Raw genomic sequence first — 21022 nt, 5'->3', positions numbered from 1 at the left:
GCCCGCAGACGCCTCGCCGCCCCCACCCTCGCCATGCTGCCCCGCGTCGCGGACTCCCTCTCCTTCCTCTACCTGGACATGGTTCGCGTCGTCCAGGACGACACAGGAGTCTGTGCCCAGATACAGGCCATGAACCGCACTGACCTCGTCTACCTCCCCACGGCGGCCCTCTCCTGCCTGCTCCTCGGTCCTGGCGTCTCGATCACCACCCCCGCCTTGAGTACCCTCGCCCGTCATGGCACCAGCGTCGTCTGTGTCGGAGCCGGCGGTGTCCGTGCCTACGCAGGCATCCTGCCCGACTCCCTCACCACCCATTGGCTCGAACAGCAGGTCACCGCCTGGGCCGACCCGGCCCGCCGCCTCTTCGTCGCCACCCGCATGTACGCACACCGCTTCGGCGACACCGACCTCCCCGACGATGTCACCCTTGAGCAACTGCGCGGCATGGAGGGCCAGCGCATGAAGGCCCTTTACAAGATCCTCGCCCAGCAGCACGGCATCGGCCGCTTCCGGCGCAACTACCGCCCCGACCAGTGGGACGCCCAGGACCCCGTCAACCTCGCCCTCTCCGCCGCGAACACCTGCCTCTACGGCATCGTCCACGCAGCGCTTCTCGCCCTCGGCCTCTCCCCGGCCCTCGGCTTCGTCCACGCCGGAACCCAGCATGCTTTCGTCTACGACATCGCCGACCTCTACAAAGCCGAAACCACTCTCCCCCTCGCTTTCGCACTCCACCAGGCCCACCAACCCGAGCAGGAAGCCCGCCGCAGGTTCCGCGAAGACCTCCGCCTCCTCCGCCTGCTGCCCCGCGTGGTCCAGGACACCCAACGCCTCCTCACCCGGCCGACTGACCGGAGCGACGGACTCCGCGGACGCCACGGAACGCACCGAGCGCCAAGACGTTGAAATGGTCCATCTCTGGGACCCCAAGAAGGGCATCCTGCCCGCCGGCACCAACTACGCCGACGGCGGCGCCTGATGCCCTCCATGCTTGTCATCGCCACCACCGCCGTCCCCGACCACCTTCGTGGCGCCCTCAGCCGTTGGACGAGCGAGGTCGTTCCGGGCATCTTCGTAGGCACCGTCTCCGCGCGCGTCCGCGACCAACTGTGGCAAGCCGTCACCGAGACCGTCGGCGACGGCGCCGCCGTCCTCGTCCACCCCGCCGACACCGAACAGGGCTACGCCATCCACACCGCAGGCACCCGCCGCCGCACCCCCATCGACTTCGACGGCCTGACCCTCATCCGCATGACAGGCACACCAACGGCAAAGAAAGAGCAAACCCACCCCTAAAGCCCAGGTCACGAAGAGTCCTCCCCGCAGGCGTGGGGGTGTTCCGCAGGGCAAGGGCCAGACGGCGCCGGACGACCCGTCCTCCCCGCAGGCGTGGGGGTGTTCCTCCCGTCAGGGCGGCGGGCCGCGACTGGCCTGTGTCCTCCCCGCAGGCGTGGGGGTGTTCCGTCGGGGGTGACCGTCACCAGGGGCGCCTCTGAGGCCTCCCCGCAGGCGTGGGGGTGTTCCGGTGACCGAGGTCTCGCCGGTCTCCGCCAGGCCGTCCTCCCCGCAGGCGTGGGGGTGTTCCGTCATCAAGGGTGACGCCATGTCGGGCGGCTGCGTCCTCCCCGCAGGCGTGGGGGTGTTCCGAGGGCCTGGACCAGTGGACGCCCGCCTCGTCGGTCCTCCCCGCAGGCGTGGGGGTGTTCCCGTTCTCCTTCATGACCTGATAGGCGCCCACAGGTCCTCCCCGCAGGCGTGGGGGTGTTCCGACGCGCATGACCTGCCCGTCCGAGTACTCGTCGTCCTCCCCGCAGGCGTGGGGGTGTTCCGCCCGCGACGGCGCCGCCCTCCGCCGCCACCTCGTCCTCCCCGCAGGTGCTGGGGGGTTCCGATGCTGAACGGGGCGTCAGCCTGCGCGGTGCCGTCCTCCCCGCAGGTGCGGGGGTGTTCCGTGGCTCGGCATGGTGAAGGTGCGCGAACTCTGTCCCATTTGCCTGTGCTCACGTGCATCGGATCCGGCTCGGGCTCGATCACGGATGTATGGGCGAAATGATGTGGCGCCTTCCATGGCCAGGAGAGAGGCCATCGCGGTGGCGGGGCGGGTGATGGGGGTACAACGGACGGTGCCGAGTGGAACACTGTCCGCTGTGCTGAAGAAGCTGCCAAGAGAGGCAAGGCCGTCATGTCTCACGATGCGGCCCCCGACCCGTACGCTGATCCGCTGAGGTTCGGTCAGCGGGTGCAGATCCTTCGAGAGCGCCGTGGAATGACCCAGACCCAGTTGGGTGACCTCGTGGTATCTCACCGCACACCCTCCGGAAGATTGAGAACGGCCAGCAAAAAGCGCCGGGCATCGACATGGTGATGCGGATTGCCACCGCGCTGCGGGTCCGTGACCTTGCGGACCTGACGGGACGCCCTGAGGCGCACGTCGATCTGTTCATCGGCCCTGGCCATCCGCGGCTGGCCGCGGTGAAGGCCACCACCGACTCGGTGACCCTGACTGGCGGGGTGGAGCCGCCGAGAACCGCGCACCTGGAAGCCCGCCTCGAAACCGCCTGGAAGGCGAGGCACCAGTCTCCGAATCACCGTGAGGCCATCGGGCAGTTACTGCCCGACCTCATTCGGGACGCCCAGTTGCTGGTACGGCACGCGGACACCGGAACCGAGAGGCGGGCAGCGCAGGCCCTCCTGGCGCAGACCTACAGTCTCAGCCAGTTCTTCCTCGCCTACCAGCCCGACTCGTCACTCCTGTGGCGCGTAGCCGAGCGTGGAATGATCGCAGCCCAGGAGAGTGAGGACCCGCACGCGATCGGGGTGGCTGCCTGGCTGCTGGCCCAAGCTCACCGGGACTCCGGAGCAGGCCACTTCGACGCTGCGGACGCGATCAATCAGGCAGCGGTCAGCTGCCTTGAGCCGCTGCTGCCCGACGTCCCGGACCAGGTGCTGGCCATCGTAGGGGCCCTGGAGTTCGAGCTCGGCTACACCGCAGCCCGGCGGCGTGACACGGGCACGGCATGGCGGCACTGGGACAAGGCCAACGACATCGCCACGCGACTGCCCGCCGACTACTACCACCCGGTCACGAGTTTCTCCCGGGCGGTGATGGGCGCGCACGCTGTCACCGTCGCTGTCGAGTTGCATCAAGGCGGCGAGTCCGTCCGGCGGGCCGCGCGCGCCGACAAGAGCGTCATCAAGTCGCGGCCGAAGCGGTCCAGACACCGGATCGAGGAAGCTCGGGGATATCAGCTCGACAACCAGCCGGATGTCGCCATCGCCTCTTTGGAGAAGGCGTTCGAGGCGGCGCCGGAGACGATCCGGTACAACGGTTATGCAAGGGCGATCCTCCTGGAGGAGATCGAGTCCACACGGGCTCCTCGGCGGCGGCGCGCGGCTGATCTGGCGGCCAAGGTCGGCATTCTCGCTGCCTGAGCGTAGCGACCGGATCACGGTCGGCGATTGTCTTGTGGTGCCCATAACGTCGAAGCGCCAGACCCCGACGAGGTGGTGACGCCTCGTCGGGGAGCCAATGCTGCTAGGAGCGCCGACATGACCAACGCCGCAACCCCCGACGAACCCGGCCCGCCGCTCGCCAAGATGACGCTGCGCGTCTACACGGTGGACCGCTACGGCGCGGTGACGGAGGACCGGGGGGTGACAACTGCTGCGTGATTCATCAGTAAATCTCAGTTTTTGTCATCTGTTATCTTGATCGTGTGAAGCTTTCCGAGTGGGCGGCGCGCAATGGCGTGCACTACCAGACCGCGTGGGCGTGGGCGAAGGAGGGCCGTATGCCGGTCCCGGTGCGCCAGACGCCGTCCGGTACGTGGCTGGTCGACGAGCCCGCCCGGGAGGTGTCCGGCCGCGTCGTGGCGTACTGCCGGGTCTCGTCGGCGGACCAGAAGCCGGACCTTGACCGGCAGGTGGCCCGCGTGGTGCAGGGGGCCACCGGTCTCGGCCTGCCGGTTGCGGAGGTCGTGACGGAGGTCGGTTCGGGGCTGGACGGGCGTCGGCGCAAGCTGCACCGGGTTCTGTCCGACCCGTCCGCCGCGGTGATCGTGGTCGAGCGCCGTGACCGGCTGGCCCGGTTCGGCGTCGAGCACCTGGAAGCCGTGCTGTCGGCGTCCGGGCGGCGCCTGGTGGTCCTGGACCCCGATGAGCCGACGGATGACATGGTGCGGGACATCACCGAGGTGCTCACGTCGATGTGCGCGCGCCTGTACGGGCGGCGGGCGGCGAAGAACCGGGCCGCCCGCGCGGTGGCCGTGGCGACCGGCGAGGCCGCCGGGTGAAGAAGTTCCAGCCCCAGCCCGGCTTTGTGGTGCAGGCCTACCGGTTCGCGCTCGACCCGAACGCCGCCCAGGAGGCCGCGCTGCGCTCCCACTGCGGTGCCGCCCGCGCCGCGTACAACTGGGCCGTCGGCTGGGTGACCGCCTCCTGGTGGCAGCGCCGGGCCGAGGAGACCTACGGCGTTCCCGAGACGGAGCTGACCGGTTGGCGGCCGTGGTCGCTGCCGTCGCTGCGGAAGGCGTTCAACGTCGCCAAGCACGTCGATCCCCGGTTTGCCGGGTGGTGGCAGGAGAACTCCAAGGAGGCGTACAGCACCGGCCTGGCGAACGCGTCGGCCGCGTTCGACAACTACGCCAGGTCGAAGAACGCCAAGAGGCGTGGCAGGAAGATCGGGATGCCCCGGTTCAAGGCGAAGCGGAAGGCGCGCCTGTCCTGCCGGTTCACCACAGGCACCATCCGCGTGGAGGCTGACGGCCGGCATGTCACGCTGCCAAGGCTGGGCACGATCCGCACCCACGAGCCCACCGCAAGCCTCCTGGCCCGGGTGCAGGCCGCAACGGCACGCATCCTGTCCGCGACCGTCCGGCACGAACGCGGACGCTGGTTCGCCTCGTTCCAGGTGGAGGTCAAGCGGGACCTCGAACGCGTCACGCGCCCGGACGTCGCGGTCGGCATCGACCTCGGCGTGAAGACCCTCGCGGTCATGGCCGACAGCACCGGCGAGATCCGCACCGTCGCCAACCCGAAGCACTACGACCGGGCGCTCAAGGAACTGCGCCGCGCCTCCCGCACCGTCTCCCGACGCCGGGGCCCCGACCGGCGCACCGGGCAGAAGCCGTCGGGGCGGTGGGAGAGGGCCGACGCCGCCCGCAACAAAGTGCACCACCGGGTGGCGAACCTCCGCGCGGACGCCCTGCACAAGTTCACCACCGCTATCGCGGCCGAGTACGGCACCGTCGTGGTCGAGGACCTCAACGTCGGCGGCATGCTCCGCAACCGGCGCCTGGCCCGCCGGATCGCCGACGCCGGATTCGGCGAGATCCGCCGCCAGCTCACCTACAAGACCCGCCAGCGCCATGCCACCCGCACCATCGTGGCCGACCGCTGGTATCCCTCCTCCAAGACCTGTTCCGGGTGCGGCGCGGTGAAAGCCAAGCTGCCGCTGCACGTCCGGACCTACCACTGCGACACCTGCGGCCTGGTCATCGACCGGGACGACAACGCCGCACTCAACCTCGCCGCTCTCGCGGCAGCCGCAACAACTGGTACCGGAGTGGCCGGAGACCAGGACACCGCCCCGGCGGTGTCGAAGCCTCGTGGAGCCGACCGTAAGACCCGCGCCACCCGCACCCGTCGCAAGACGAGTGCGGGGCGGGCAGGTGGCGCGACCCTGCCGCACCAGCGGCAGACGGAAGCGAGAGACCGTCGTCAGGACACCGAAGCGCAACTCGCGCTCTGGTGACACCGTCACGGACCTCCCAGGCCGAAATGCCCGGAATGCTGAGAGCCGCTGAGGCTCTGAGTAACGGACCGTGAGTGTCCCGCGTTCAGGATCCGCCCCCCCATGATGTCCCCGACCCCGCCCTGCGGGTGCCGCCGGTGTGCGGGCGGGCCGGTGGTCGTGCGGTGAACGCTCCCGCCGAGAACGGCAGCGGTGTTCAGCGGGGGGTGGACCTCTCCGTGATGCGTGAGACCGAGAGGCTCCTCCTCGGAGCGGACGCGGCGCCCGGCGGCCTGCCGCTCGATTCCGGTGAACTGGTCACTTTCGCCGCTGCGTTGCGCGAGCACCTGACGGTTCTCGTGCCGGAGGTCGAGCGTGCGGCCGCGCGGGTCGAGGAGGGCGGCGGCAGGTGTTCCGCCGCGCTCGGGTGCGTGTGGGAGGCGAAGAGCAGGCTGGCGGCCGAGCCCAGTGCCAGGACCGGCGGGGCCGTCGGCCACGCCCGGCGCCTCGCCCACGTCCTGGACGCCCTGTGCGGGCATTACGAGGCGTTCGGCAGGAACTTCGCCAGGAACTAGGTCCTGTCTGGAGTTCGGATCACGACTGCGGTGCGATGCTGCGGAGCCAGAGCATCGCACCGCACAGATGCAGTCCGGCCTCGTAGCTCTCCGGGGTCTTGTCGAAGCGGAACGCGATGCCTCGCCAGTTCCGCAGCCGGTTGATGCACCGCTCCACGGTGTTGCGCTCGGTGTACAAGGCCGCGTCGTGGCTGACCGGGCGACCGCCCTTCGAACCGCGCTTCTTCCGGTTGGCGGCCTGGTCCACCTTCTCCGGGATCACCGCCCGGATTCCACGACGCCGCAGGTAGCGGCGGTTACGGCGGCTGGAGTAAGCCTTGTCCGCGGCCACTGCGTCCGGTCGGGTCCGGGGACGCCCGACCGGCCCGCGCACCTTCACCCGCTCCAGGACCGGGACGAACTGCGGGCTGTCGCCGGCCTGTCCGGGGGTGAGCACAAACGCCAGCGGACGGCAGCGCCGGTCGGCCGCCAGGTGAATCTTGCTGGTCAGCCCTCCCCGGGAACGCCCCAGTTGTGCGGCCTTCAGACGGGCCCGGTGCCGTCGGCGGGCCCGTCGCCGCTCAGCGCCCGCGTCGTCCTCGCACTGTCCGTCCTGCGGCTGTTGTCCCTCCACGGCGCCCCCTTTTCGGACTCGGCGGCCGCTTCCAGGGCCGCCAACTGCTCGGGTTCCAGTGCCATCCCGGCGGCGTGGTGGTGCGCCCGTGCTGTCGCCGAGTCCACGCTGACCAGGCCCAGGTCCGCCTGACCCCGGTCAGCGGCCTCGGCGATCACCGCCTCCATCAGGTGCTGGAAGACGCCCTGCGTCGCCCAGATCCGGAAGCGGTCGTACGCGCTCTGCCAGGGCCCGAACTCGCTGGGCAGGTCGCGCCAGGGACTGCCCGTGCGGAACCGCCACATCACCGCGTTGAAGTGTTTCCGCAGGTCGGGGATGGGCCCGACTGCGGCGATCGGAAGGTGGGGCTCGATCAGGGCCCACTGCTCGTCGGTGAGATCGCCTCGCGCCATGGCCGATGGCCTATCAAGGAGGGACCCCATGACGCAGGCGATCTACCGAACTCGTGATCCGGACTCCAGACAGGACCTAGGGCGCAACAGCACGGATAGGGGGCGTTGCGGGCTGCTCGTGGAAGCCCGCAACGCCCCCTGCGCTGCAACAGCGTCACCATGATCTTGACATTCGTGTTCGCCGGGAGGTGGCCCAACGGCACAGGGCAATACACCTGGCGCCGCCGCGGTGGCGGCTGGTGAATCCGGTGAGGGGCTACGTCCCTGCTTCCTCCGGGACCGCCACGAAGGTCACTCCGAGTTCGTGATCTTGCGCCGGAGTGCGACGGCCCTGTCCTGGTCGCCTCGGTGCCGCGCGTGCCGGGCCTGCGCCCGCTGGCCTTCGCCGAGGAGGAGGTCGCGGCGGTCGCCGACGCCTGCCCACGGACCCCGGAGGTCCTCCGAGGCGGTGATGCGACACAGGACGCCGTCACCGGGCGGCTGTGTCCGCATCACCGACGTGACCGTTTGCTCAGAGCCGATCGCGCCGCTTGAAGATGACATACGGTCACGCCGGCGACTTCTTCGGTCCTCTCAAGTCCGCGAAGAGCCGCGCAGCCGCAGCCGCCTGCTTGCGGGCACAGCGCATCGACGCGCCCCCGCAGCCGTCGCCGTCGTAGTTCAGGGCGGCTATTCGACTGCGTGGGGAAAGACGCATGCCCTTGGTCCTGGCCCGATTCGGGGCGGAGAAGTCGAGGCCGACCGGTGACGCGTACCCGGTCGCAGCGATGATGTGGTCGAATTTCTGAACACTCCCGTCGGAGAATTCAACTCGCTCTCCATCGACCTGGAGGACACGGGTCGGCATGATCGTGCAGCGGGTCGGGACCGTGGAGGGGCTCTTGGTGATCACGAATCCGCGGGGCGCTTCACCTCTCGTGGAATATCGCACGCACGTCCCCAACATGGCGAGGGGGGAGAGCCGGGATATCAGTCTCACCCTGCGCCCGGTGCACCACGACAGCCGTATGTCGGGCCGGTCCTCGATGATCTCCTCGCAGATCTCCACCCCGCTCTGCCCACCGCCGATCACGAGGACCGACTGGTCGGGTTGGATGCGCGAAAGGTCCTGCAGGCCGGAGGCGTGGTAGCAGTTGTCCCCCGTCCAATCGCCCGGGACGTTCGGCGCCCCGTAGTGACCCGTCGCAACGACGACGAATGCGTACGGTGTCTCGCCGTGAGGGGTCGCCACGCTCACGTGCGAGTCGTACTCCAGGACACTGCCGACGCGGGTGAGGAAATGCCTCTGCTGGAGGTCGGTGTTCTCGTCGGACCAGGACTTCAGGAGAGCGCGGAACTCCTGAACCGTCACCGTCGGCTTCGTTCGGAATTCCGGGGCGATGCACCACCCCGGATTCACCAGCTCGGTGCTTTCGCGGGTCTTTCCCCACGGCATGGGCTGCCAGATTCCACCCGGTTCGGGATCCGATGAGTACCAGTCCACAAAGATCCCCCGGCGCGTCAACGCGCGGACGGCCTGGATGCCGAAGAGGCCGCTTCCGATGACGGCGCAGTTGTTGTCCGTTCCCATGCGGTCGAACTACCTTTCCGAAGGACTGACGTGGCATGTGCTCGGTAGCCGGTCGAGCAGGTCGGTACGGCGGGTCCGGCCGCCGCGATCAGAGCAACTCGGCAGGCCCTTCGACCGTGACCGGGGTTCAGCCGGCTCGCAGGTCTCTGCGTCGGAAGGCGAGAACGGCAGTTGCTGCCAGGGCGAGCGCCAGGAGCGTCATGACCAGCGCGGCAGGCCGGTCCCAGCCGTCCCGGGGAACCGCACCCACCCAATGCAGCGGGGACAGCCGCCGTGCCCACTCCGGGAGGTCGAGCAGGTCCGCACGCAGGCATACGACGGTGCCCCAGCCGACGGCGAGCCACATGACGCTGACCGCGCGGGGGTTCACCGACTGCAGCGCCAGGGCGGTCACCGCCAGGAGCAGCACCGCCGGCGTGTACGCGAGTGTGGCCGGCACGCCGTCGTCGAGATAGCCGGTGTCACCGAATCCGGCCGCGAGTCCGAGACCTGTGCTGACGCCCATGCAGATCAGCAGGATGAGCGACCAGCCGGTCACCAGCGAGGCGCTGGCTCCCCACCAACGTCGCCTGCTCACAGGGCTCGCGAGGGCGTACCCCACACGTCCGGTGGTCTCCTCGGTGGCCAGCCACTGGGTGAGCTGGATGGCAGCCGCGGCCGCGAGCAGTGCGTTCATCTGGACGAAGAGCGACAGAGTGGTGTCGATGTTGTCGTCCCGTGCGGTGCCGGAGATTGCGCTCAGGACGCTCATCTGCTTGGTCAGGTATCCGAAGGAAAAGGCGAAGAGGCTTCCACCGATGGTCCAGCTGAGGCAGACCCCGAGTGTGAGCCGGATCAGCAGACGCAGCGGTGTCGTCATCCAGGACGGCGCTGTGGCTGGTCCGGGGCGTGGTGGGATGAGCCCGGCACCTTGGTCGCGATGAGTGGCCACCACTGCGGCGGCCAAGAACGAGGCCGCGGCCGTCGCCGCGACGGCGATCCACGGCCACAGCGGCGGCTGGGCCGCGAACGGACGGATCTCCGCCAGCCAGGACTCCGGATTCACCCAGGTCAGATCGGTGCCGCGGGCGTCCACCACGGCGCGGGCCAGGTAGCTGACCATCCAGCATGCGATGGCGAGGACGTACGAGGTGCGCGCGTCCCGGCAGCACTGGGCCACCAGGGCGCCGATGCCGGTGAAGGCCAGCATGAGCGCACCGAGGCCGCCTGCGTACCGCAGCGATCCGGCGACCGGATAGTCGAGCCCGACCAGCGCGGCGGCGCTGAGGAGGAAGGTCAGGACGGCGGTGAGGGCGGCGGCGGTCAGCCCGGCGGCGGCCGGGGCGAGCCGGTGGACCGACCCCGCGGTCAGGATGTCGAGCCGGCCGGTGTCCTCGACGCTGCGGGTGAAGCGGATGGCCAGGTGCAGGCCGATCAGCGGCAGCATGATGAGGGTGAGGTAGCCCATCTCGTTGGCCAGGATGCCGCCCAGGGTCGCCAGGTCGTAGCCGCGGCCCTGGAGGGCGGCGCTGCTCTGCGTGCCGACGTAGGTGGCCGCGTAGGCGTCCCGGTGCGCCTGATCGGTGTAGTTGTCGCTGATGGTGGACGCGCTGCTGGCAACGAGCGCGCAGACGGCCAGGGCCCAGCCGAGGATCTGGGCCGGCGCGGTGCGCAGGGTGACGGCGACCAGGCGCCAGTATCCCGTCATGCCGGGGTCCCCTGGCTGACCACCGTGTCGGCGCGGTAGTTCGTCAGGAACAGCTCGTCCAGGCTCGGCGGTTCCACGGTGAGGGCCGTCGGGTCGGCCGCGGCGACGTGTCCGACCGCGCTCGCCAGCGCGGCGCGGCCGACCCGGAAGCGGGTGTGCACGCCGTCCGGCTGCTGCTGGACGGTGAGGTCCACGATGCCGTCGAGGTCGGCCAGCCGCGTCACGGCGGTCCCGGTGATGGCGGTCACCGTCGTCAGCGTGTGGCTGCGCAGGTCGGCCAGCGTGCCCCCGCGGATCACCACGCCGTGCCGGACGATGCTGACCCGGTCGCAGAGGGCCTCCACCTCGGACAGGATGTGGCTGCTCAGCAGGACGGTGCGGCCGGCGTCCTTCAGCTCCCGGACGCAACTCTGGAACACGTTCTCCATCAGCGGGTCGAGTCCGGAGGTCGGCTCGTCGAAGAGGTAGAGGTCCGCGTCGACGCTCAGGGCCGCGACCAGGGCGACCTTCTGCCGGTTGCCCTTGGAGTACGTCCTGGTCCGCTTGGTGGGGTCCAGCTCGAACCGCTCGACGAGGGCGTCGCGGCGCTTCGGGTCGAGGCCACCCTGCAGCCGGCCGAGGATGTCGATGCAGCTGCCGCCACTGAGCCCCGGCCAGAGAGCCACGTCGCCGGGCACGTAGGTGAGGCGCCGGTGCGCCTGCACGGACTGGCTCCAGCAGTCCAGCCCGAAGATCGTGGCGCGGCCCGAATCCAGCGTGATCTGACCCAGCAGTGCGCGGATCGTGGTGCTCTTGCCCGCGCCGTTCGGCCCGAGGAACCCGTGCACCTCGCCTTGCCGCACGGTGAGATCGAGGCCGTCCAGGGCCTGCGTGCGCCCGAACCTCTTGCGGAGAGCCTCCGCTTCGATGGCATGCATGCTGATACGATGACACAACTTGGCAGTCTGTTTCATTAAGCGAGGGTGAATCAACTCATGGTGCGAGGGTGAATCAACTCACCGGCCGACTCCATATGCTGGCGGTATGCCGATGACTCTGCGCCAGCGCAACCGGATGGCCGCCGTCCAAGCGGTCCAGGACGCCGCGATGAACCTCTTCGACCAGCACGGGTACCACCAGGTGACGGTCGACGACATCGCCCGGGCGGCAGGCGTCTCCACCTCGACCTTCTACCGCTACTTCGGGACCAAGGAGGGGGTGTTCACCGTCGACAGCTTCGTCATGGCCGACGTGGACGTCTTCCAGGAGATCGTCGACGTGGACGACCCCGCCGCGACCATGGAGCGGCTGGCCGGAGCGTCGGGGGACAGCGAGCCGTGGCGAGGGATGCGCTATGTGATCGAGGAGCCGGTCGTCCGCGCCGCCGTCTACGCGACCCTGGACACGCTCGTGGATCGCTTCGTTCCCGTGCTGATCTCCCGCGGGAACACCCCGAACCGGGCCCGGGTGCTGGCCCGCAGCTACCTCTTCGGGGTCTACTTCGGCGCGCTGGAGGAGTGGCACCGCGACGGCCGCAAGCGCCCGATCGGTGACTACGCCCGCGACGCGATGGCGGCGCTGGGAGGTGCGGCGGGTCAGTGAACCCCTGTCAGGTCACCATGACCTGCCCTTCCCGTCACCGGCCGCCGTCCACGCGGCCGCTGACGCCATGGCTGCCGGGCCGACCCGGTCCGCCGCCGACGAGTGTTCGACGCGGTGGAACCACATCCCGCGCCACGAGGACCTGCTCGAACCCCTGCGGCCGATGGAATACGCCGATGGGCACGAGAATGCGTGGCCGCCGACCGGGGAATCGGCGGGCATTGCCGCGCTGATGCATGCCGCCGGAGAAAAGGCCAGCCCGATATCCGGAGCGAAACGCAAGGTATCGATATGGTCGGCGTTCGTCAACCTCTCGGCCGACCCTGCCGAGAGCCCCGGCAATCCGGATGCGAGAATTCCGGGGGCAAACGCCGTTGATTGTCTCGAAACAGATCATTTGGCGTGCTTAACACCGCCTGTGGACTCGGTCTCTGTCCATCGTTCCGGAACTAGCACTTACGGTTGTTGCGTCCAGTGGCTGACACGTGTCAGGGATGTGAAGCTGTCGCAACCTTTTCCTGAACTTTCATAGGCGCTGGGGCGGCGCCTCGGACTCGTTCATTCGGACATGCTGAACGAAGTTCAATGTCCGGGTTGAATGGACCATGCGTAGGTGATGCTGCGTCAGGTTACTAGCGAGGTAAGGGGGTTGGAGGGGCGAGGCGTTGACATTTTCCCTGTACACGGAGAGGCTGTCGTTAAGGCACACCTGACCGGCGCGCATACCGATGCGCTGCCCTGAGTGGATGTTTGTAACTGACGTCTTTTCAAGATCGACCGACAATGCGGCAGTGACCTATTCCAGCACGTGGCACCTTGTTCTGCTCTCGCTTCGCTCACACGAGTACTGCAGCCGTCTGCGGCCGTAGATACGAGCAGGCGGAGGATCTTCGTTTTTTGGGAGAACGATGAAGATGAATCGACGCCGTCGAGCATCTTGCGGGGAAGTAACTACATCATCCTGGCCGCCGGCCGTCTCCCGTCAGGGGCGTTGCCGCCGGAGGCCTTCCACTGGGCGCAAGACCGGCTGAGGGCGATCATTTCCGGCCGGCCTCCTGACTTTCCTACACCTGCAGACCGTGCCGTGTGCCGAGCCGCGAGAACCATGATCGCCGGCACGAAGGCCACCGGCATGCGTCACGCAGCCGCCTCCCCTCCCGTCCTCGCTGTGGCCGCACCATGGCGGAGCAGCACGTCCTGAAAGCCCGCCGGCGGCAGGCGCACACTGCCTCGCCGGTGCTCCGGCCTGTCCTCCAGCCGTCATCGGGAGCACAACGCTGTGCCTCGCGCCGGCCGGACCGACCCGGCGGCGGACTTTCCCGCCTCACCCGGCGCGATGCCGAACCCGTCCGGGAGCAGGCGCCCCCACCGCCCTGAGGAGCCGAGATAAACGTTCTAGTGATCACCGAGTCCTGCTTCGGCAACACCTCACGGGTCGCCGAGGCGATCGCCACAGGCCTGCGGTCCCGCAACGCCACCGTGACCGTCGCCGCCGCGGCCTCCGGACCGGCGCTCGACGGCGTCGACCTGCTGATCCTGGGCACTCCCACACACAACATGGGGCTTCCCTCACCGGCCTCCCGGCGGCAGGCCCAAGAGAAGGGCGGCCAGGCGCCCGCCACCGGTGTGGCGGAGTGGCTCGAAGCGCTTCCGGGCGACCCGGGATGCCGCGTGGCGGCATTCGACACCGTCACCGGCAAGGGGTTCTTCGCCGGATCCGCGGCGAAGGCGATCGAGAAGCGACTCCGCCGACGCTCCGTCAGCCTGATCACCCGCGAGAGCTTCCTCGTCACCTCGACGCAGGGTCCGCCAGCCGACGGCGAAGTGGACCGTGCCGAACAGTGGGGGGCCTCGCTCGCCTGAACACCCCGGCCGGTGCGCCGGCCGCCGCACGACGAGCCGGGCGTGTCCCAAGCTCGGCCGCCTTTCCACGGCCTGTCTCCGAGGCCGGAACCAGAACGCTGCACGAGGTGGAAACATGGACATGGGGGCTTCACCCGACAAGACACTCATAGACCGCTTCGGCGCCGTCCTGCTGGGGCGCGCCGAGGAACCGTTCTACCGGTTCTTAGTCCATGGGGAGGACCAGGCCGAGCTTCTCACCGGCGCGGTGCTCGACCGGCGTGCGCGCGCCATCGCGGTGGCACTGGGCGAACGCGCGGCGGTCGGCGACCGGGCTCTGATCCTCTGCCCCCCGGGCATCGACTATGTGGCGGCCTTCTTCGGCTGCCTCTATGCCGGAGTGGTGGCGGTGCCGGCCTATCCGCCCGACCCCGGCCTCGTCCCCCGGATGCTTCCCCGGTTGCTGGGCGTGATCGAGGATGCCGCACCGTCGGTGGTGCTGGCGCCCGCCGCCGCAGCGGCGATGGCGGATCAGATCGCGGAGCTGGCACCGGAGACGGCGGCGCTGCCGTGGCTGGCGGTGGACGAGGTCGACGAGGCGGGGGCGGCGGACTGGCGTCGGCCGGGCGTGCGCGGGCACGATCTCGCCTTCTTGCAGTACACGTCCGGCTCCACGGGGCGCCCCAAGGGCGTGATGCTCAGTCACGACAACCTGCTCGCCAACCTCGCGGCCATCGACCGGCACATGCTCGGGGGCGATGCCCCGAGCTGCGTCATCTGGCTGCCGCCCTACCACGACATGGGACTCATCGGCGGCCTGCTGGAGCCGGCCTACCGGGGTTACCCGGTGACGTTCATGTCGCCGCTGGCCTTCCTCAAGCGGCCCGCCCGCTGGCTCCGTGCCGTCTCCGACTTCCGGGCCACCCACAGCGGTGGCCCGAACTTCGCCTACGACCTCTGCGTAGCGAAGATCTCCGAGGAGGAGCGCGCGGGCCTCGACCTCAGCAACTGGCAGGTGGCCTTCTCCGGCGCCGAGCCGGTACGCGCGGAGACGCTGGAGCGGTTCGCCCGCTCCTTCGAGCCCAACGGGTTCCGCCGCTCGGCGTTCTATCCCTGCTACGGGATGGCGGAGGCGTCCCTGCTTCTCTCCGGAGGCGCCCGCACCACCAACCCGCCCGTGTTACGAGTACGCGCCGACCTGCTGGAACAGAACCGTGTCGAGCCCGCCGAGCCCGGAGCGGGCACCCGGACCCTGGTCAGCTGCGGACAGATCATTTCCGGACACCGGCTGGTGATCGTCGCGCCGGACGCGGGTACCCCGCTGCCGGACGGGGAGGTCGGCGAGATCTGGGTCGCCGGACCCAGCATCGCGCGGGGATTCTGGGGCCGCCCCGAGGAGAGCGCCGAGCGACTGGACGCCCGCCTCCCCGACGGCGAGGGGCCGTTCCTGCGCACCGGTGACCTCGGCTTCCTGCACGACGGCGAGCTGTACGTCACCGGCCGGATCAAGGACCTGATCATCATCGCCGGCAAGAACCACTACCCGCAGGACATCGAGCGCACCGTGGAGGAGGCGCACCCGGCCCTGCGCCGTGGCGCCGGCATCGCGTTCTCGGTGGACTCCGGCGAGGCGGAGGAACTCGTCGTGGTGCAGGCCGTTCGGGGCGCCGCCCGCGCCGCGGCCGAGGAGATCTTCACCGCCGTCCGGGCGGCGATCGCCGAGCAGCACGGTCTACAGGTGCATGACATCGTGCTGGTCGCGCCGGGGAGCATCCCGAAGACGTCGAGCGGCAAACTGCAGCGCTACGCCTGCAAGGAGGCGTACCTCGCCGGTTCGCTCGCCGCGGTCGAGCGCTGGAGCGTCCCCTCCGCCGCCGACTCCTCCGATGACCGCGGCGCACCGGCCACCCGGCCGGACGGCGAGGCAGCAGCCAGGCCGGACGGTGAGCTTCGCGCGACGTACGAGAAGCGCCTCATCGAGGAGCTCGCCGGGCGTCTGCGCGTCGCCCCCGAAAGCCTCGACCCCCGGATGCCGCTCGCCGGATACGGGCTGCAGTCCGTGGAGCTGGTCGGGATGATCGGCGAACTGGAGCGGTGGTCCGGACGCTCGCTTCCGGCGACGCTGGCCTGGGAATACCCGACGGTCGAGGCTCTGGCGGCCTTCCTGGCGGACGGCGCCGAGGCCGTCGCGCCGCTGCCCACCCCGGCCGCGGGCGGCGACGGCACCGAGCCGGTCGCCGTCATCGGTATCGGCTGCCGCCTGCCCGGCGGCGCCGACGGGCCGGACGGGTTCTGGCAGCTGCTCGGCGAGGGCCGGGACGCGGTGACGGAGGTGCCCGCCGACCGCTGGAAGGCCGACGACTTCTTCGACGAGGACCCCACCGCGCCGGGCAGGACCACCACCCGGTGGGGCGGGTTCCTCCAGGACATCGACCGCTTCGACCCTGCTTTCTTCGGGATCTCCCCGCGTGAGGCCGCCCGCATGGACCCCCAGCAGCGGCTGCTCGCCGAGGTCGCGTGGGAGGCCCTGGAGGACGCGGGCATCGTGCCGGAACGCCTCGCAGGCTCGGCCACCGGCGTGTTCGTGGGCATCGCCACCAACGACTACGGTCACCTGCAGTTCCAGCAGTACGACCAGATCGACGCGCACACCGGCACCGGCAACGCGCTCAGCATCGCAGCGAACCGCCTCTCCTACCTGTTCGACCTGCACGGGCCGAGCCTGGCGATCGACACGGCCTGCTCGTCCTCCCTGGTCGCCGTGGAGCAGGCCTGTACGAGCATCGCGAAGGGCGACTGCACGCTCGCCCTCGCGGGAGGCGTCAACCTCATCCTCTCCCCGGCGCTGGCGATCAACTTCGCCAAGGCCGGAGCGATGGCCCTGGACGGGCGCTGCAAGACGTTCGACTCGCGCGCCGACGGCTACGTCCGCGCCGAGGGCGCCGGGGTGGTGGTGCTGAAGCCGCTCTCCGCGGCGCTGCGCGACGGGGACGACGTGTACGCCGTCATCCGCGGCGGCGCGGTGAACCAGGACGGCCGGACCAACGGCCTCATGGCACCCAACCCGCGCGCTCAGGAAGCGGTCCTGCGCACCGCGTACGCCCGGGCGGGCGTCGCGCCGGAGGACGTCCACTACGTCGAGGCGCACGGCACCGGCACGCTGCTCGGCGACCCCATCGAGGCGAAGGCGCTCGCGGCCGTGGTCTCCGAGCGCCGCGACCGTGGCCGGCCCTGCCTGGTGGGCTCGGTCAAGTCCAACCTCGGTCACCTGGAGGCCGCGGCGGGCGTCACGGGCCTGATCAAGGTCGCCCTGATGCTGCGCCACCGCCGGATCCCGGCGAGCCTGCACTTCCGCGAGGCCAACCCGCACATCCCCTTCGAGGAACTGGCGCTGCGGGTGGCCGACACCGCGCGGCCCTGGCCGGCCGGGGACGGTCCGGCACTGGCCGGCGTGAGCTCCTTCGGCTTCGGCGGCACCAACGCCCACCTGGTCCTGCAGGAGGCCCCGCCGTCGGTCGCGCCGCAGCGGAAGCGTTTCAGCGACCGGGCCCACCTCCTCACCGTCTCCGCCCCGACCGAGCAGGCCCTGCGTGAACTCGCCGCCCGCCACGCGGCTCAGCTCGACGCACCGGACGCGGAAGCCACCGTGGCCGAGTACTGTGCCGCGGCCGCGGTGCGCCGGACCCACCACACGGAGCGGCTGACCTGCGTCGGCCGATCGGCGGACGAACTCCGCGACGGCCTGGCCGCGTTCGTGAACGGCGAGGAACACCCCGGCGTGACCTGGGGCGGCCCGAGCACGGGCCGCCGCTCCCGGGTGGCGTTCGTCTTCTCCGGCCAGGGACCTCGCTGGTGGCCGCTCACCGTGGAACTGCTCGACCAGGAGCCGGTGTTCCGCGAGGCCCTGGAGCGTTGCGACGCCTCGCTCCGGCAGCACGTCGAGTGGTCGCTGATCGATCAGCTCACCATGGCGCCGGAGCGCTCCCGGCTCGCCGACCCCGGCGTGGTGCAGCCCGCCACCTGCGCGCTGCAGATCGCCCTCGCCGCCCTGTGGCGGTCCTGGGGCGTCGAGCCGGACGCGGTGGTCGGGCACAGCGTGGGGGAGATCGCGGCCGCGCACGTCTCCGGCGCGCTCGATCTCGACGACGCACTCCGCGTGGCCCTGCACCGCGGCCGGGTGATCCGCACCGTGATCGGCCGGGGCAAGATGGCCGTCGTCGGTGCCACGTTCGACGAGACGCAACGGATCCTGGACCGGCTCGGCCACGGATCGGTCTCGGTCGCCGCGAGCAACAGCCCGACGACGACCGTCATCTCGGGCGAGACCGCGGCGGTCGAAAGCCTCGCCGCCACCCTCGACGACGAGGGGGTGTTCTGCCGGGTCCTCGAGTCGGTCGACTACGCCTCGCACAGCCCCCAGATGGAGCCGTTGCAGGGCGAGCTGCGGGAGGCGGTCGCCGGCATCACGGCGCGCCCGGCGGAGCGTACCGTCGTCTCCACCGTCACCGGGCGGGTGATCGAGGGCACCGAGCTGGACGCCGGGTACTGGGCGACGAACCTGCGCCGGCCGGTGCTGCTGGACCGGGCCGTCGACACCCTCCTCGACGCCGGGCACGACGTCTTCGTGGAGATCTCCGGTCATCCCATGCTGGTCGGCGCGCTCAACGAGAAGCTCGGGACCCGGGACTCGGACGGCGTGGCCGTGGCCTCGCTGCACCGTGATCAGGACGGCCGCGCCGCTCTGCTCGGCGAGCTCGGCCTGCTGTACTGCGCCGGCTTCCCGGTCGACTGGGCGCGCCTGTACGGGGCCGTACCGCCGGTGATGCCGTTGCCCACGTACCCCTGGCAGCGTGAGCGTTGCTGGTTCCCCGGCATCGACGAAGCGCCGACCGTGGGCCGGACCGGCCCCCCGCAGGGGACGGCTCCGCAGCGCTCCGGCGCCGAGGAGGCGCTCTGGCAGAGCGTCGAGCGCGGCGACCTGGAGGCGCTCAGCGGTGTGCTGAGGATCGCGGACCCGGCTCGGCGCGACGCCCTCGCCGCCGTACTCCCCGCCCTCTCGGCCTGGCACCGGGAGAGCCTCGACCAGGAGACCGCCGACGCCTGGCGCTACCGGGTCGTCTGGACCCCGACGGCAGGTACGGCCGCGGCCGCGCTGCACGGCACCTGGCTGGTCGTGGCCCCGGACGGGCAGATCCCGGACGAGCTGACCGGATGGCTGCGCGCGGCGATCACCGCGCGGGGCGGTACGGTCGCCGAGATCGCCGTAGCCGCGGACGCCGACCGTGCGGCGCTCGCCGCGGCGCTCGACGACGCGGCCGGGCGTGAGCCCGCCCTGCGCGGAGTGGTGTCGCTGCTCGCCCTGGACGAGACGCCGCTGCCCGGTCAGCCCGGGCTGGCACGCGGGGCAGCCCTGACCCTGGCTCTGGTGCAGGCGCTGGGCGACACCGGGGTGGGCGCGCCGCTGTGGCTCCTCACCCGAGGCGCCGTCGGCACCGGCCCCGACGATCCGGTCACCCGCCCGGCGCAGGCGCTCGCCTGGGGACTGGGCCGGGTGGTGGGCCTGGAGCATCCGGAGCGCTGGGGCGGACTCGTCGACGTCCAAGGCCCGCTCGACGAGGCCGCGGGCGACCGGCTGGCCGTCGCCCTCAGCAACCCGGACAACGAGGACCAGATCGTGCTGCGGCCCGACGGCATCCTCGCCCGGCGGCTGGTACGGGCGCCGTCCGACGACGTCGAGCCCCCGGCGTACCGGCCCGAGGGAACCGTTCTCGTCACCGGCGGCACCGGCGCGCTCGGCGTCCAGCTCGCGCGCTGGCTGGCGCGCCGGGGCGCGGACCATCTTGTGCTCGCCAGCCGACGGGGTCCCGCCACCCCGGGCGCCGCGGACCTCGAAGCGGAACTCACCGGGCTGGGCGCCCGGGTCACGCTGGCCGCCTGCGACGCGGCCGACCGTGACGCCCTCGCCGCGCTGCTGGGCAAGCTGGAGGCGGCCGGTGACCCGGTCCGCGCCGTGTTCCACGTCGCCGGCGACGTCTCGCTGGTGAAGCCGCTCGCCGGCACCACCACCGCCGAGCTGGCCCAGGTGGTCGCGGGCAAGGACGCGGGCGCCCTGCACCTGCACGATCTCCTGCGCCGCCCGCTCGACGCCTTTGTGCTCTTCTCCTCCATCACGGGCGTGTGGGGGAGCGGGCGCCAGTGCGCCTACTCCGCCGCCAACGCCTATCTGGACGCGCTCGCCGAGCACCGGCGCGGCCTGGGGCTGACGGCCACCTCGATGCAGTGGGGCCCGTGGGCCGGGCGGGCACACGACGAGCACGAGCACGAGCTGGCACGCCGGGGACTGCGGCTCATGGACGCCGATCCGGCCCTCGTGGCGCTGGACCGCGCCCTGGGCCGGGACGAGACCACCACCGTCGTCGCCGACGTGGACTGGTCGCTGTTCGCCCCCGCCTACGCGGCGGCACGCCCCCGCCCGCTCCTCGGCGACCTGCCCGAAGCGCAACGGGCCCTCCGGCCGGGCGGACTCGCCCCGGCGGCGGGTGACAGCCCGACGGGTGAGCTGCGGCGGGCGCTGCTCGCGGCGCAGCCGGGACGACGGCGCCGCGACGTGCTCGTCGACCGGTGCCGACGGGAGGTCGGCCGCGTGCTGCGGCTCGAACCGGCCCGCGTCAACCCCACCGTGCCGTTCACCAGCCTGGGCCTCGACTCACTGATGGCCCTGGAGGTCAGGAAGGGCCTGGAGACCGCCGTGGAGGTCGCCCTGCCGGCGACGCTCGCCTGGCGCTACCCGACCATCGACGCGCTCGCGCCCTTCCTCGCCGAGCGCATGGGGATCCCGCTCGACGCGACGGCCGCCGAACGCCCTCCCGCCGCACCGACCGAAGCCGCCGAACCGACCGAAGCCGCCGCGCCCGCCGAGCCGGAGCTCGACGTCGAGGCGCTCGATGACGACGTTGTCGAAGCGCTTCTCCTCGAACGACTGGAATCCCTAGAGGGAGGCCGACATGACGCTGCGGACGAAAGGGCCTGAG

Annotated in this window: 12 protein-coding genes, 3 pseudogenes and 1 CRISPR repeat array; of the genes and pseudogenes, 10 read left to right on the top strand and 5 right to left on the bottom strand. The window is 70.7% G+C overall.

Annotation, left to right across the window (positions count from 1 at the left end; genetic code table 11):
• The first annotated feature begins 33 nt into the window (after positions 1 to 33).
• From cas1e to ACSYGN_RS07955, 7 genes and pseudogenes are all read left to right on the top strand, one after another.
• Positions 34 to 979 (top strand): annotated as a pseudogene (cas1e, locus tag ACSYGN_RS07985) (type I-E CRISPR-associated endonuclease Cas1e).
• Positions 979 to 1296 (top strand): type I-E CRISPR-associated endoribonuclease Cas2e, encoded by a 318-nt coding sequence (gene cas2e, locus ACSYGN_RS07980; protein WP_460393321.1) that lies wholly within the window; start codon positions 979 to 981, stop codon positions 1294 to 1296. Before cas1e ends, cas2e begins: the two are co-directional and overlap by 1 nt.
• 17 nt (positions 1297 to 1313) lie before the next feature.
• A CRISPR array of direct repeats spans positions 1314 to 1951; the repeat unit is 28 nt; unit sequence GTCCTCCCCGCAGGCGTGGGGGTGTTCC.
• A gap of 231 nt (positions 1952 to 2182) precedes the next feature.
• Positions 2183 to 3432 (top strand): annotated as a pseudogene (locus tag ACSYGN_RS07975) (helix-turn-helix domain-containing protein).
• A 117-nt stretch (positions 3433 to 3549) separates the two neighbouring features.
• Complete coding sequence (locus ACSYGN_RS07970) at positions 3550 to 3672, top strand: hypothetical protein (protein WP_460393319.1); 123 nt, start codon at positions 3550 to 3552, stop codon at positions 3670 to 3672.
• A gap of 44 nt (positions 3673 to 3716) precedes the next feature.
• Complete coding sequence (locus ACSYGN_RS07965) at positions 3717 to 4292, top strand: IS607 family transposase (protein ID WP_460393317.1); 576 nt, start codon at positions 3717 to 3719, stop codon at positions 4290 to 4292.
• Positions 4289 to 5752 (top strand): IS607 family element RNA-guided endonuclease TnpB, encoded by a 1464-nt coding sequence (gene tnpB / locus ACSYGN_RS07960; RefSeq protein WP_460393315.1) that lies wholly within the window; start codon positions 4289 to 4291, stop codon positions 5750 to 5752. The genes ACSYGN_RS07965 and tnpB overlap by 4 nt, the downstream gene beginning before the upstream one ends.
• Before the next feature lie 221 nt (positions 5753 to 5973).
• Positions 5974 to 6306 carry a DUF6415 family natural product biosynthesis protein gene (locus ACSYGN_RS07955; RefSeq protein ID WP_460393313.1) on the top strand — a complete coding sequence of 111 codons (333 nt, stop codon included), beginning with the start codon at positions 5974 to 5976 and terminating at the stop codon, positions 6304 to 6306.
• A gap of 19 nt (positions 6307 to 6325) precedes the next feature.
• On the opposite strand, the pseudogene ACSYGN_RS07950 reads toward ACSYGN_RS07955, so the two are convergent.
• From ACSYGN_RS07950 to ACSYGN_RS07930, 5 genes and pseudogenes are all read right to left on the bottom strand, one after another.
• Positions 6326 to 7311 (bottom strand): annotated as a pseudogene (locus tag ACSYGN_RS07950) (IS5 family transposase).
• Positions 7312 to 7602: 291 nt separating this feature from the next.
• Positions 7603 to 7806 (bottom strand): hypothetical protein, encoded by a 204-nt coding sequence (locus tag ACSYGN_RS07945; RefSeq protein ID WP_460393311.1) that lies wholly within the window; start codon positions 7804 to 7806, stop codon positions 7603 to 7605.
• A gap of 52 nt (positions 7807 to 7858) precedes the next feature.
• Positions 7859 to 8881, bottom strand: coding sequence for an NAD(P)-binding domain-containing protein (locus ACSYGN_RS07940; RefSeq protein WP_460393309.1), 1023 nt, complete (start codon positions 8879 to 8881; stop codon positions 7859 to 7861).
• Between the two features lie 127 nt (positions 8882 to 9008).
• Positions 9009 to 10568, bottom strand: a complete 1560-nt coding sequence (locus ACSYGN_RS07935) for an ABC transporter permease (protein ID WP_460393307.1) — start codon at positions 10566 to 10568, stop codon at positions 9009 to 9011.
• Positions 10565 to 11485 carry an ABC transporter ATP-binding protein gene (locus tag ACSYGN_RS07930; RefSeq protein ID WP_460393305.1) on the bottom strand — a complete coding sequence of 307 codons (921 nt, stop codon included), beginning with the start codon at positions 11483 to 11485 and terminating at the stop codon, positions 10565 to 10567. Before ACSYGN_RS07930 ends, ACSYGN_RS07935 begins: the two co-directional genes overlap by 4 nt.
• A gap of 106 nt (positions 11486 to 11591) precedes the next feature.
• Between ACSYGN_RS07930 and ACSYGN_RS07925 the strand changes: the two genes are divergently transcribed.
• The 3 genes from ACSYGN_RS07925 (at position 11592) to ACSYGN_RS07915 (ending at position 21021) form a co-directional block, all read left to right on the top strand.
• The gene (locus tag ACSYGN_RS07925; protein ID WP_460393303.1) at positions 11592 to 12149 is read left to right on the top strand and encodes a TetR/AcrR family transcriptional regulator; all 558 of its coding nucleotides are present in this window, start codon (positions 11592 to 11594) and stop codon (positions 12147 to 12149) included.
• Positions 12150 to 13547: 1398 nt separating this feature from the next.
• Positions 13548 to 14012 (top strand): flavodoxin family protein, encoded by a 465-nt coding sequence (locus ACSYGN_RS07920; protein ID WP_460393301.1) that lies wholly within the window; start codon positions 13548 to 13550, stop codon positions 14010 to 14012.
• 121 nt (positions 14013 to 14133) lie between these two features.
• Entirely contained in the window at positions 14134 to 21021 is a 6888-nt protein-coding gene (locus tag ACSYGN_RS07915) for a type I polyketide synthase (protein WP_460393299.1), read from the top strand.
• The last annotated feature ends 1 nt before the right edge of the window (position 21022 follow it).

The organism is Streptomyces sp. YIM S03343, from assembly GCF_054729195.1.
This window is presented reverse-complemented; position numbering and strand designations above follow the sequence as displayed.